The sequence below is a fragment of the Pseudomonas sp. CCI4.2 genome, assembly GCF_034350045.1.
In the GTDB taxonomy this organism is placed as follows: domain Bacteria; phylum Pseudomonadota; class Gammaproteobacteria; order Pseudomonadales; family Pseudomonadaceae; genus Aquipseudomonas.
This window is the reverse complement of record NZ_CP133781.1, coordinates 3,834,287-3,848,733: the sequence shown is the minus strand read 5'-3', so window position 1 is coordinate 3,848,733 and position 14,447 is coordinate 3,834,287. Positions and strand designations below refer to the sequence as shown.

Here is a 14,447-nt window from a genome sequence, read left to right as displayed (position 1 = left end):
CGCTTATTATTTTTTATATCAGGATTCGCTACGGGTGGTGCGCTATTTTTTTTGCGCCGAAATAACTTATTCAGCATCATGGCTCCTCAACTCTATAGCTGTTAACGGCCAAGCGTCAGTGGCTTGCAACTTGAAGGGAAGTTCCGTCTCTGGTTTGTATTTAAACACGCCCTTGTGATAAAGGGCCCTACTGTGTACATAGGACTTGTGTATGTCGAGGATAGGAAAAATAGTTCGATGGCGTAAAGGTCGGTGGTCTTCCAGCTTGTAGGCCAGCGCGATAACTAAACCGAACGGGTCGGTCAATTCGTATTTTGAAAACGAAAGGCTTAATACCAACGCTTCATGGTTTTGGCTGACGATGCGAAGCTGGCTCGCAAAATACTCACTGCGCCCCTCCCAGTAAGGCGGGATATGTACCGGGCGACCCCACCCCTTCTGTGATTGCTCCCTCTCACGGCGCTGATGCACTTCGATAGACACCTCACGACTGTCCAATTCTGCAGTGCTGACGCCGGGCAATGCGAAGCGGAACTCGGTCACGTCATCGTCTTGGCGGATCATTTCGCACAAGGGCTGCTGGACGGCGGTCGCCAACGCTATCCAATCGTCTTCCAGACTGCGGTTGAGGTTGTCCAAACCCCAAGCGCTGCGGTGCAGCCATTTTTTTGTATCATCCAAATTAAAATAATTGTAGATACCTTGCCCTGCCATTTGCAGCGCCATACCAATGATACCGATCAGGTTGGCACGGGCAGCAATGCTGACTAAGCGCGGACTTTTTTCAGCCCAGGCCATGGCGCGCAACTCTTTGGGTAAGCGCAGGATGTCCCTGGTGATGATGTAGGAATGGCTAAATCCCCAGCCATTGGCGCCCATCAAAACGACGTCGCCCCCCATCTGTATCGATGTTGCAGCAAGTTTCTTTCCATCGCCCTCCGCTAGTGCTCGCCCCCATTGGTTGGTATGCCTTATTAGATCGAGTCCAGCCGCTGCAAAACCAAAACTAAAGGCGCCAAGTCCTGCGAAAGCCGACCATCTACCTAACCTACTCATAGCATTAAGCTTGCCTGATGCACTTTCCATCGCTGCAATATGGGCTTGTAGTATGCCTATCGCCATGCCTTGGATTGCAGAAAATCCGGCTGCGGACATTCCTATCGATGCATTAAGAAAGGTAAATGATTCGGCTAGGGACATTGATTTATCACTAAACAACCCATCCGCAGCACTAACAAAATTAACCGCCTGAAAATAAAACACAACCACCGCAATCTGATTACCTTTAGCCGTCAATGCACCTGCAATCGGTTTTTTAAACGTGCCCGTACTTCGATAATCCCGAACCGTGCGCTGCATCTCGTCGCTTAGCTCGGCGTCCATGTTGCCCAACACCAATCCAATTTGGCCGGGGCCTTTACCGCCAGGCGTAAGCCCCTGAGTAAGACGATCCTCCACAAGTTCAAGACTATTTTTTAGATTAGCGATCTGGTTATTTAAATGACGCGAGGCTTGATGACGAATTAAAACAAGGTGGCGCTCTCTGTATAACTGCTTCAGTTCTCGTCGCATGTCGATTGCTGTGTTGCGGTCGCGGTTGAAATTCTCTATCTCAAACGGTGTCGCTGCCCGAAGTGTCAGCCCACTGGTGGCATACGCACGGAGCAGCCGCAGCCGTGCAACTGGACCGATGTTACGAATAAAACTGTTGAGATCAACGCGCGAGCCTCTCTCAAAGTCCTGCTTAAAAAGGTCCAATTGATGAGCCGTGGTCATCTGCCGTGCCGGGTCATACGCCCCACCCAACAAGCTATTCAACCCTTCAAACTGACTGGTCAACGCCATGTAATTAGGCAAGCGCTGGCGCATGAGGCTGTTGAACTGGTTGGCCAACGCATCCATTTCCGCGACAGCGGCTGGGGCGTCGGCGATTTTGATTGAGATATTACTGAGGTCCGCGAGTTCTTTTAATGTCGCGTCCTGTTCGGCACTGCCCAGGGTGTCCAGACCTGGCACTTGTACCAGTGGGTTTTTCTCCAAGTAGGTTTCCAGTTGCTGCCAAGCATCCTGGTCGTCGCAGATGGCGGCAACGCAGAGCAGTTCAGTTTCCAAGCGGTGCTTGATCTGTTCGCTTTGTTGAAAGTCGTAATACCAGGCGGCACGGTGAAAATGCCCTTCGACGATCATCTTCAGGCGGTCGGCGCGGATGCGCTTGAGTTGACCTTGCCAGTGCTGCAACAGGGTTTGCTGCTTGAGCACAAAGGTCTGCATGGCTTGGCGCTGGACTAAATCATCAATACCGCGCTCGCCGGGCTCTGCCCCATGAAGCGATTCATAGGTTTGAAGATTAATTTCGGCGATGGTTTGTTCGTGTTTTTGCCAGCGTTCGCCCCCCAAGGCATCGCGCAAGGCCAATATGGATTCGGCGAACGGAATGGTTTTCGCCATCTCGCGCCATTTTAGCTCGTCGCCATACAGCGTAGGCCCTTGGTACTCACGCTTGTTGTGCAGGTAGCTAACCAGTGTTTCCTGCTCTGATTCGTTGATGTCTTTAAGTAATTCGGTGACGCCCGGATTATCGCGGGCCAGGTCCACAAGGCGTTTTTGATTGACGGTGTACAGAGACTGAATGTAAGAGCCGGTCACGTATTGACGCTGAATGATGTCATCGTCGGCCCATTCACCCATCCAATCGGCAACCTTGAGTTGCGCGGCTGCCAGGTCGCGCATGATGCCAATGTCGTCGCGAACGACCAGAAACAAGAAGTCATTTTTGTGCGCGCCACCGACCTGACTGGTCAGCTCCTCAATCCAGGTATGACGAAACAACGGCGCCTGTTCCCAGAGGTAAGCAGTGTTTTCTTCCGGGTTGGCGCCTTCGGGCAGTTGCGCTGTGGGTGCCTTATCAACCGGACCGCGACCGCCCGCCTCGCAACGATTTTCCGCAACTTCTGCCAACCAGGCGCTGGCTTGGCTCTCGGTCAGTAGATGTTTGGCGGTGCGTTCACTGCTTGCTGAAGCGAGATTCACGCGTTGCATGAACCGTTCACGCTCAGTCGCGGACTGGATCACTTGCGAGCATTTATAGGCGGTCCACTGGATTTCCGAGTAGGCGACATAGACCGCATTGTTTCGGGGGACTATCAGCGTACTTTCATTGCCAACGGCATGTTGACGTACATCACTCGCCACCTCCGCTCCGTCCCAAAGCAGCTTGGAAAGGGAACCCTGCTCAATCAAATACTCATGGAGGAACCCGCTGCTGCTGTCGACAACATACAAGTAGCCATCGCGCAGCAATCGAATGCCCATGGCCTTGCTTTGCAAGGTATGGGGCATGGGGAAGTCGGAAGGTGGCATGAGGTGTTCCACCAATCCGTAGCGCAGCGGCAACAACTGAATCGTGGTTTTGGTCAGCGGGCATGCGCCGCCAGCGCTGGCGCTGTCATGGCTGCGTGACTTGGCAATCAAATTGGCCAAGTGTCCACGTGGGGTCATTAGATTTGTCATGGGAAGCATTTCCGCTCGGCCAATGAGGAGATAAGGTGCATGCGCTGTTCGGGAGACGGTTGCTCCGGCGCCAATAATTGGAGGATTTCCGGGTCTTCGCCCATGACCTGATCACCCAGCAACCCGTGAGCGTTGGCGTAAAGCCAGATGTCCGCTTCGCTGTCATGCCCGCAGGCAGCCGCGCGTTTGGCTAACCGGTACAGATGGTCCCAGCGTTCGTGCGCGGTCAGGGTTGATTGGTATTGCGGAAAAAATTCGCTCATGTGCTGATAGAGTTCTGACACCATTTTGCTAAAACTGGCGCTTTCCAGAAGCGACCATTGGTGCTCGCTCAGTTGGTACAGCGCCGAGTGGTCTGCAATGGGCGCCTCGCTGTGGCGGATAAAATGATCCCAGCCATCGCCAATCGGGTTGATCACGACCACCCGTTGGCAAGGCCCGAACAGCGTGGCCGTCGATGTTTGTGTATCGCCTAACAGCGCGCGAGCCACTGCCGGATCGGCGATGCGCAATAGCATGTCGGCCCCTGACGGGTGTTTGATGCTTGCCAGCCAACGCAGGTGAGCGACCATTTCCGCCCATGGCGCAACACTGCAGATGAGATAGCCCCAATGCTCCTGAGCGCGGGCCAGAAACTCGACAAGTACCGGATCACTTGGACTTCTCACCCGCACTAGGCAGGGTGAAACGTCTCGGAGCTGGGCGAAACGGGTTTGCAGGTAAAGGGGCTCTACCTTCACGGTGCAATCCCACGCGAACAGCTTCGGCAGCAAGTTCTCGACTTGTACGGCGTCAAGCAGTAAGCCCACGCTCTGCGTCCAAGGAAGATCATCGGGTATTTTCAGCGGGGTCCGTTTAGTCGTTGTCATGGGTTTGCTCCGTGTTATCCAGTACGCACACCGGGCAGACCAAGGATTTGCTTTTGAGCGCTTTGATCAGCCCCTCAGTGGCCAACGCTACGCCTGCATCCAGAGGCTGGGTGCTGCCAGGTGATAACGGCGCCGCAGGTGTTCCCGGCAGCGGCGCTCCTCCCAACACAATCGGCACACTGCAGAAAATGCCCGCTGGGTTGAGCACCAGATGCTGACCATTGATGGAGAGGGTCAGCGTGATGCCGCCGTCGATAACGATGTTTGCGCCAGAAAGGTGTACTTCTTGCGCCGCGTCTATGACCAGCGCGCCACCGACCCGGGTGTGGCTGGAGCCGGCCACTTGCAGATGATCCCCCGCCGACAACTGCACCTTGCGCGCGCCAGTGACTGTGAGGTGTTGCTCGGCCTTGATAACGGTGGTGCTGTTGCCTTTGATCGTCTCCAGCCGCTGACCGCGCACTTCAAGGCGGCTGTCGTTCTGGATCAATTGCTCCATGTCGCGCTGGGCACGCAGGTAGACCCGTTCAGCGCCATCGCGATCTTCAAAAGAGACTTCGTTGAAGCCCTGGCTTGCCTTGGAGCTGCGGCTGCGGAACACGCTTTTGGTCTTGTTCGCCGGTAACTCATACGGCACCGGATTCAGACTGTTCGGCAAACAGCCCATGATAATCGGCCGGTCTGCATCGCCTTCCAAATAGGAGATCAACACTTCCATACCGACCCGAGGCAAGGTCACCGCGCCATGACTGTTGCCCGCCCAACTCGACGCCACCCGCACCCAGCAACTGGTGGTTTCGTCATTCAGCTCGCGGCGGTCCCAGTGAAACTTGACCTTTACCCGGCCGAATTTATCGCAGTGGATTTCTTCGCCTTCCGGGCCAGTGACTTTGGCGGTTTGGGTGCTGTGGATCAGTGGTTTGGGGTGGCGCAAGGCAGGGCGAAACTGGATCGTTTCGGGGATAGCGGTGAAGGAGTTCCGATAACCCTGAACGATTTTTCCGGCATCAACGGTTGCATCCGCGCCCGATTCCTCCAACACCTGCGGCTGCCGGCCTTCGTGCTTGATCGAAATCAGCACCCACGGATTATTCCATTTCAGCTGCGGATGCTCTTCCAGTTGAATCACCGTCCCGCTGCGCAACACCGGGTGATCGCTGCTGCCGTCGGCCAGTTGGAAATCCGTGCGGTGCCGTTCCAGGTCTCGGTTGGATAATCGTCTGCCGTGATCGTCCTCCAGAAAGCGGCCGGGATAGACGTAATGCTCAAGCTTGGGATCGACATGCAGGGCCTCACCCCTTTGGGCTTGCGCTTGCGTCAGCGAAGGTTGTCTCGAACTTTCCAGCAAATAACCGGCTTTCTGGAAATCGTAATCGCGATGCACCACGTGGCTGGTGCGCGCCGCCAGGCGCACGCCGAAGGTATTTATCGAATACTCGTCGGGCACCATGCCGTTCAGCGGCTTGAACGGCAGCGTCCGCCGCGCCGCATGGGGAAACATTATTTCGTCATCGGCGAAAATCAACCGATGGCCGTCAGCCGAATGCTCAAAACGGTAAAACCAGCCGTCTTCTTCACACAGCCGATTGACGAAGTGCAGGTCGCTTTCGTCGTACTGCACGCAATATTCACGGATCGGAGCGCGGGTCACGCCACTGTCGAATTGCACGTCCAGGCCGTCAAACAGGCCGTGTTCTTTGAGCACTTCAAGAATAATTGCGGGCACGCTCATCTGCTGGAACGAGCGGCGGTGGCTGCTGTGTTCCAAGTACGCGAGAGAGGGTTTGAGCACCGCGACGTAGCGGGTCAGCCGGGCATTGGAATCGCTTTTGTGGATGGAGTGAATCTGCCCGTGAATGCCTTCGCCGTTCGGGCCAAAACCGAGAAAAGCCGCCTTGTGCAGCAGGTCCGACAGCTCAATACCAGACGACCGACTGACCAGTTCGACGGTGATGGCGTACGGCGTGCTGACGGCTTCTGCGCCATCAAACGCGAGCACTTGCAAAGAAGGATTTTCAAGACCTTTCACACTCAGCGTGAAGGTTGGGACGGCGGCCTGGGACATTGGCAGATTCTCCGCATCAAAAGATGCGGCAACTCTGCAGGACTGGGCCTTTAACGACTATCGGGCGGAGCTAACATAGGACGTAGGACGCTTCCCATGATTAAGTAATCCGAGACCTACAGCCACTTCCTTACTCTTTACCCTCATACGCCGACACTCGATTGCGACCGCCTTCCTTCGAGACGTACAGCGCCTGGTCGGCCCATTCGATGAGTTGTTTGTACTCTGGAGCCGGCTTACTCAAGTCGGCGACGCCGAGGCTGATGGTGCAGCGGATCGGTTTTCCGTCATGCACCACTTCCTGCGCTTCCACCGCTTCGCGCAGGCGTTCGGCGAAGACCACGCCACCCGCCTTTGTCGTGCCTGGCAGCAGCACTGCAAATTCTTCGCCGCCGTAACGGCCGGCGATGTCGACGTCGCGGATATGCTCAAGCACGGTTTCAGACACGCACTGGATCACCTTGTCACCCGCTTGGTGGCCGTAGGTGTCGTTGACGCGCTTGAAGTGATCGATGTCAAACATCACCAACGTCATGGGCGTGTCGTAGCGGCAATGGCGGGCGTATTCGAGCTTGAGCGCTTCTTCCCAATGGCCCCGGTTGTACAAGCCGGTGAGTCGGTCGGTGCTGGACAGCAACTGCAGTTGACGGTTGGCGGTTTGCAGTTGGTGAGCATGGGTCGCCACGTCGGTGACGTCGTAGATCACCAGGCAAATGTGGCTGATTTCGCTGTTGGTCGAGCGCAACGGGAACAAGGTGGTGTTCTGGTACATGAAGTCTTCCTGGCCAGTGATTGGCTGGTAACTCTTGAAATGCACCAGGTACGGACGTTGTTCCCAGATGGTGAAGGCCGGTGTGCCGAGGGTTAGCACGCTCTCGATTTTTTTGCGAAACCACGCTTGATTGACCTCGGGAAACAAGTCAAAAAACGATTGATCATGGGCCACGCTCGGCACGACGCCGGAACGGTTTTCCATGAAGGTGTTCCAGACTTGCACCTTAAAATTTCGGTCAAATACCACCACGCCCACGTCGATGCTTTGAGTGATGGTCAGCAGCCAATGAAGTTCTTTAATGTCGATGCGGTCGTTCATGGTCAGCTCATCACGTAGGCGAGTTTTTTAGTGAGCCGCTCTACCGAGTCTTCGGTGAACAACAGCAAAAGATCAAAATGGATATTGTGGCCTTCAAGGCTGTAACTGATTTCCACCGCCAGGGTTTTCTTCCAGCGCCGCTGATTGGTCCGAATCAGCTCCTCAATGCTCCCCAGCACTTGTGGATGACCTTGGGAAAAGACCACGTCAATTTGCTCGGCGATACCGGTCAAACAGGCGCCGATCAAAATCGTCGACAGGTCCAGGAGCATTTCCATGTCGGAATAGTCGGTGGAGTCCTGTTCCATCAACTTGGCCATGTCGGCGAGTTCAGAGCCGTGAAAGATCAACAGCGCCTCACCCGCGATGCCGCCACCAATATAGCCCTGACAAACCGCCGTCAGTTGCTCGCCGCTCTGGGCATCGGCCAGCGCCATGTGCAATTCGCCCACTTCCAGCATGTTGACATTGGGCACAGGCAAATGAACGAACACGCCAAGCACCCGCGCCAACAGCGCAGCGGCACGGCCCATGGCGACGTTGATAACTTCGCGAAACGCATCTTGAAAACTGGTGGCAGACTCGACCACGGACTGCGCAACGGCCACGGACCGGTTCGATTCGCCCAATATCCCGAGGTCTTCGAGCAGACTCTTCAGCTCTTCCGGTTCCACCGGCTTTTTTAGAAAAGCCAGTGCCCCCAACTCTAGAACGCGACGCACCGCTTCAGCCTGTACGTCGCCGGAAACGACGATGACCCGGGTTTTCAGCTGTTCTTCACGAATGGTCGCCAGCACCTGATAGCCGTCCATCTCCGGCATGGTCAGGTCGAGCAACACGACCTCCCCCAACCCGCGGCGAATGGCCTCGACCCCTTCTTTACCATTCGTTGCCAAGGTTACCGAGACATTTAAGTCGTCGGGTAACGCTCGCAGTAACTGCTTGCGCGCCATGTTGGAGTCGTCGCATATCAGCAGGGGTATCGTGGGCATCGTGTTCTTTTCTCACTGCGTAAAGAGTTTAAGACCGAAGCCAGTGTGCCAATGCACCTTTAAGGTGCCCAATGTTCGCCCGTCTAGTGACGAGACCTGATGAAACGCACTTAAAAACCCCATATAAACGCGTGTGCCATCATTATGCAATTTCTGTGCAAGCCGCCGGGCCGTTTTAATACCGCGACCCCAGGATGACTCACGACATTTGCATTCACATTGGGATGAATCGACAGAGCGGCTGCAGCAGTGAGCTTGCCCTTCCCTGATCAGCCTCGCAGCCTGTTAAGACGCGTCCTGCGGATCACGAATTGGCCTGTTTGCTCACGCGTATGGATCGGTTAGAGGTCACGACGGCGAGCTAAAAAGCCGCGCCATTGTAACTGAACTGTTACCTGACGAAACGCCTGCTAAACGCGCGTCACTCTTTGCGCACAATCAGGCGTTTGGTTCAGGTTGATTAGGGCCACGCATTTCGTTGGCAACGCAGAATATACACTTTCAACGTTGCGTCGCCGAAGCTCGACGTAATCCCCGCCGACCCTCGTGATCATCTTGCGTGAAGCAACGTGATACAACGTGTATGCGCTAATGAGCCTGACTGTGCCGCCATACATTTTCCCCACCCTCCACCTCCATGATTCAACGTCTTCATCTTCCATTTATAGGGTCATGCATGCCTGGATTCGATCCACACACCGTCATCTGGATCGCCGCTGCCTTGGCAACCTGTTGCGTGATTTTTCGACCGTTTGGCGTTCCGGAGTGGGTCTGGGCGTTGAGCGCCGCCGCGTTGCTGACCGGCTTCGGGTTGATTCCCTGGCCTTCTGCGTTGGCAGCGATTGCCAAAGGCACTGATGTCTATCTGTTCCTGATCGGCATGATGGTGCTGGCCGAACTGGCACGTCAGGAAGGCCTTTTCGACTGGTTGGCGATGTACGCCGCGCAACATGCACAGGGTTCCGGGCAGCGGTTGTTCGACCTGGTGTTCCTGGTCGGGACGCTGGTCACTGTTTTTCTGTCCAACGACGCGACGGCGGTCGTCCTGACCCCGGCGGTGTATGCCGCCGCCAAAGCAGCCAAGGCCGAGCCACTGCCTTATTTGTTCGTCTGCGCTTTTATCGCCAATGCGGCAAGTTTTGTGCTGCCGATATCCAACCCTGCCAACCTGGTGATTTTCGGCAGCCACATGCCGCCGTTGCTGACGTGGTTGTGGCAATTCAGCCTGCCGTCGATGGCCGCTATTGGCCTGACCTACATTGTCTTGCGCCTCACTCAGCGCAAGCACCTGCGTCAAACCTTGGAAACGGTCATCGCCCTCCAACCCCTGTCCAGCGGGGCGCGGCTGACAGCATTTGGCATCATGCTTACGGCCGCGGTGTTGTTGCTGGCATCGGCCTTCGACCTGCAACTGGGGTTGCCTACGTTTTGTGCTGGATTGGCCACCGCCGGTCTGATTCACCTGCGTCAGCGGATGAGCCCGATGCCTGTACTCAAAGGCGTTTCCTGGGGCGTGTTGCCGCTGGTGGGCGGCCTGTTCGTCCTGGTTGAAGGGCTCGCCCAAACCGGGATCATCAATTCGTTGGCGCATACGTTGGCCTCCCTGGCCGAACATTCCAGCAGCCAGGCAACCTGGGGTGCCGGGCTGGTTGTGGCGATTGCCAGCAATGTCATTAATAACCTGCCAGCGGGTTTGATCGCTGGCTCCGTGGGGCATATTGCTCACCTGCCGACGCCTACTACCAGCGCATTGCTGATTGGCGTCGATCTGGGGCCGAACCTGTCGATTACCGGTTCCCTGGCGACGCTGTTGTGGCTGATCGCCGTGCGTCGCGAAGGTGAGCATGTCAGTGCCGTCGACTTCCTGCGGGTCGGGATTCTGGTGATGCCGCCCGCCTTGATCGGCGCACTGGCGGCGTTATCCCTCAACCCGGGTTAGTCGATCATTTGATACAGCGGATGCGGTAAAGCCCGCCTTCTACCTCGACCCCGTGGGTATCGTGGGTAAACCCTGGGAAGTGCCGGTCGTATTCTTCCAGCGCCTTGAGGTAGCCGAGTATCGGGCCGTCTGCTGCACCCGCGCTTTCGCCAGGCATTAACAGCGGAATACCCGGCGGATACGGCACCACCCCGGTGGCAACGGTACGCCCGGCCATCTGCTCCAACGTCAGCACTTCGATGTTGTCGCGGACTAACTGCTCGTACGCGGCCACCGGACTGAGCCGAGGTTCCGGCAGGGTCGAAAACGCCTGAGACAATGCGTCTGTGGTGCGCAGTTCGGACATTTTTTGGAACATGCTTTCGCACAATGCGCGCAAGCCCATGCCCCGATAGCGCTGCGGATGCGCTGCCAACAACGCGGGTAACACGCTGTCCAGCGGTGCATCGGCATCATAGTCACGCTTGAAATCGAGCAGCGTATTGACCAGCGTGCCCCATTTGCCTTTGGTCACGCCGATGGAAAACAGAAACAGAATCGTGAAATCGGTGGTTTTTTCTACCACTATGCCTTGGCGATCCAGATAAGCGGTGAGCACCACGGCCGGAATGCCCTGTTCGCTCATGCCGCCACCAGGCAAAATTCCCGGCGTGGTGATCGACACTTTGATCGGGTCCAGCATGCAGTAGCCGTCTTCGATGTCACCGAAGCTATGCCACGCCGCGTTCGGTTTAAGCACCCAGCACGCCGGTTCAGTCGCCAGCAATTCCTCGTCAGCGGCAAAAAACGGCAGGACCTGAGCGCTTTTCGGGTGGGTCACGGTGTCCGGCTGCCAGACGTTGAAGAACCATTCGCCCTTGGTCTGGAACTCGCTGTTGAGTCGCGCCAGCATTCGCCGAAACGCAATCGCCTCGCGGATCGAATCACCGGTCAGGGCTTTGCCGCTGGGGCCGTCCATCATCGCCGCACTGACGTCGTTGGAGGCGATGATCGCGTAATTGGGCGAGGTCGAAGCATGCATCATGAACGCTTCGTTGAACCGCGCATGCTCAATCGGCCGCCGACCATCGCGGACATGGATCATCGACGCCTGGGACAGCGCCGCCAGCAGTTTATGGGTCGACTGAGTGGCAAACACCGTCGGCCGGTCAGCGCTGTAATCAGCCGGCTCGCCATGCATCGCGAAGCGCTCGCGGTAGAGGGGGTTGAAGCGTGCGTAACCGAACCAGGCTTCGTCGAAATGCAACCGGTCGACGCTCTGACCCAGCAGCGCTTCGACCCGGGTCACGTTGTAGCAAAGGCCGTCGTAGGTCGAGTTAGTAATGATCGCGTGCATCGGCGTCGGGTCCAGCCCTTCGCGCAACAGCGGGTTGCTTGCTATGGCGCTGTGAATCGCTTCCGGGGTCAATCGCTGCGGCGGAATCGGGCCAATCAAGCCGTAATGATTGCGCGACGGAATCAAGTAGGTCGGAATCGCCCCCGACATGGTCATGGCGTGTTCGACTGACTTGTGGCAGTTGCGATCGCACAACGTGACCTGATCCCGGGTCACGCTGGCCATCAAGATCACCCGATTGGAGGTCGAGGAACCGTTGGTGACGTGGTACGTGCGGTGCGCGCCAAAGACCCTGGCGGCATACACCTCGCTGGCTCCGATCGGGCCGGAATGATCCAGCAGCGAACCCAGCTCACCCACGGAAATCGACAGGTCGGAGCGAAACAGGTTTTCGCCAAAAAAATCAAAAAACGCGCGCCCTACCGTGGACTTCAAAAACGCCGTACCCCCGGTGTGTCCCGGCGTGTGCCAGGAATATTCGTACACCTGGGAAAACCGCACCAGCGCGCCAAACATCGGTGGCAACACCGCCTCACGGTAACGCTGAATCGCGGCGACAATACGGCCACTGATAAAGCGTGTGGTGTCTTCCAGCAGCCAAATGAAATCGTCTGACTTCTGCATCGCTTCTAGGGGAACGGTTGCTGCGCTGCTGCGGTCGGCCAAAAGAAAAATCGGCACGCCTTCGCTACGTTCACGCACGGCGTCCAACACCCGGTTGGCGATGGCATGGCTGTCGTCCAGCGCCAACTCCCAATCGAGCAATACGCATTGCAACATCGGGTCCGAATGAATCAGGACGATGGCGTCTTCTGCCGACTGCGCCAACAGGACTTCTACTTGGCGTTCTTCTAACTCTTCGGCAAGCTGCCGGACGGCGCGACCGGCCGAGCTGTTGGCGGCAAGTTCTTCGTGAATAAGCAGGGCTTTCATGCCCAGACGATGGTGCTGATGAAGGGACATGGCGTCCTCCGAACTCATAGGAATGCGGCTCGACGCGCGCTATGACGCGTCGAGTCCCGACTTTCAGGGGGCTGCGGCTGGCGCGGGGGCAACGGCAGGTTGTTGCAGCTCGCCTGGCAAAGGCACCCGACGCTGCAAGTTGAGGTCGTCACGGCTACCGACGGAGACCCAGAACGTACCGATCAACGCGGCAATGACCATGGCCAACGCCATGTAGCGAACCCAAGTGGGCGAAATGCCGCCGGGGTGCAGATGGCCTTCCTCGATTTCACGACGACGGGTAATAGCGCCGGAGTAAAAGACGATGGTCGCAATAACGAAGATCAGTGCCCAGCGGGTTTGAGCGCCGTCGGAACCGACCATCGCCCAGATGCTGTAGACCGCACCGACCAGGCCGATGAAGGTGTACAGCGCATATTGGTTAGGCGGCATGGCTTTGTAGCCCAGCACCTTGATCGAAATACACGAGTAGATGTACGGCAGCAGCGTCATGATCACGGCAATCGACGCGATCTTGCCGAACTGTTCGCTGGCGGTCGGCGACATGGTCACCAACACCTGAACGCTCATGATCGCCGCAACAATCGCCAGCCCTGCGGCCGGAACGCCCTTGGCATTCACCCGGGAAAACACGTTTTGGAAAAGGCCATCATCCGCCGCGGCTTTGGCGGTCTGTCCAACCAGCAACGTCCAGCCCGCCAGCGATCCGAGGCAACCAATGGCGGCGCACAAGGCGACAATATTGGCGGCGGTGTTGCCCAGTGCCAGCCGTGCAGCATCGGCAAACGGCGCAGAAGACGAGATCAATTCCTTGTTTGGAATCATGCCCATGATCACCGAAGAACTGAGGATATAGCAGACCGCCGCGATGATCACGCCGCCCACCGTGGCGATGGGCACGTTACGGCGCGGGTTACGCACCACTGCCGCCGAGACCGACGCACTTTCCACGCCAATAAATGCCCACAGGGTGAAGTTCAGGGTCATGCCGACCGCAGAGAAATCACTTTTGCCACTCACGTTCCAGCCGGCCATGTACACATCGCCGCTGAACCAGAACCAGCCAAACAAGGCCATGCCGACAATTGGGAACAAGGCAAAGATAGTGGTAACCGACTGCACCCGACCTACCAGTTTTGGCCCGAGGATGTTGCCGTATGTCAGCAGCCAAATGACAAAAATCTGCGCAATGGCGAATACCAACGGCTCTTTCAGCGATGGAAAGAAGTGCGTCAAGTAACCCAAACCAGCCACCGCCAGGCCAACGTTGCCCAGCACATTGGCCAGCCAATACACCAGATTGGTCTGGTAACCCATGTAGTTGCCGAAGGCTTTGCGGGTGTAGGCATAAGGGCCGCCCGCTGCAGGATCGATGGAAGCCAGTTTGGCAAAGGTCAGCGCAAGGGCGACTGAACCGACGATGGTAATCAGCCAACCGTACAACGCGATGCTGCCGATACCGGCGAGGTTGGCCGGGAGCATGAACACCCCCGAGCCCATCATGTTGCCCGCGACCATCAGAATTGCGGGGGTAAGCCCCATTTTGTTGGAGTCATCATCTATAGCTGCCATGAACCAGACATCCTTGATAAGGCATAAAGAGGAAATCACTGCGACCCGCTGGCTGTTTCTCTGCCGCCATAGAGGCACATGACAAGAGCAGCCAAGAGCGTAGTCTAG

Annotated in this window: 8 protein-coding genes; 1 reads left to right on the top strand and 7 read right to left on the bottom strand. The window is 56.8% G+C overall.

The genetic code is table 11. The features are described from left to right. Nucleotides 1–66: 66 nt before the first annotated feature. From RHM65_RS17510 to RHM65_RS17490, 5 genes are all read right to left on the bottom strand, one after another. On the bottom strand, nt 67–3,480 hold the full coding sequence (locus tag RHM65_RS17510) for a T6SS effector BTH_I2691 family protein (RefSeq protein WP_322164684.1): 3,414 nt from the start codon (nt 3,478–3,480) through the stop codon (nt 67–69). Between the two features lie 26 nt (nt 3,481–3,506). Continuing rightward, on the bottom strand, nt 3,507–4,379 hold the full coding sequence (locus RHM65_RS17505) for a DUF4123 domain-containing protein (RefSeq protein ID WP_322164685.1): 873 nt from the start codon (nt 4,377–4,379) through the stop codon (nt 3,507–3,509). Then, a complete protein-coding gene (locus tag RHM65_RS17500) occupies nt 4,366–6,444 on the bottom strand; it encodes a type VI secretion system tip protein VgrG (protein WP_322164686.1) in 2,079 nt (692 codons plus the stop codon). Before RHM65_RS17500 ends, RHM65_RS17505 begins: the two co-directional genes overlap by 14 nt. Nucleotides 6,445–6,574: 130 nt before the next feature. After that, nucleotides 6,575–7,537 (bottom strand): diguanylate cyclase, encoded by a 963-nt coding sequence (locus tag RHM65_RS17495; RefSeq protein WP_322164687.1) that lies wholly within the window; start codon nt 7,535–7,537, stop codon nt 6,575–6,577. Between the two features lie 2 nt (nt 7,538–7,539). Then, a complete protein-coding gene (locus RHM65_RS17490) occupies nt 7,540–8,529 on the bottom strand; it encodes a response regulator (protein ID WP_322164688.1) in 990 nt (329 codons plus the stop codon). Nucleotides 8,530–9,205: 676 nt separating this feature from the next. Between RHM65_RS17490 and RHM65_RS17485 the strand changes: the two genes are divergently transcribed. Continuing rightward, the gene (locus RHM65_RS17485; RefSeq protein ID WP_322183836.1) at nt 9,206–10,468 is read left to right on the top strand and encodes an arsenic transporter; all 1,263 of its coding nucleotides are present in this window, start codon (nt 9,206–9,208) and stop codon (nt 10,466–10,468) included. 4 nt (nt 10,469–10,472) lie between these two features. On the opposite strand, the gene RHM65_RS17480 is transcribed toward RHM65_RS17485, so the two are convergent. Beyond that, entirely contained in the window at nt 10,473–12,767 is a 2,295-nt protein-coding gene (locus RHM65_RS17480; protein WP_416195113.1) for an Orn/Lys/Arg decarboxylase N-terminal domain-containing protein, read from the bottom strand. A gap of 63 nt (nt 12,768–12,830) precedes the next feature. After that, the gene (adiC, locus tag RHM65_RS17475) at nt 12,831–14,339 is read right to left on the bottom strand and encodes an arginine/agmatine antiporter (RefSeq protein WP_322164690.1); all 1,509 of its coding nucleotides are present in this window, start codon (nt 14,337–14,339) and stop codon (nt 12,831–12,833) included. Between the last annotated feature and the right edge of the window lie 108 nt (nt 14,340–14,447).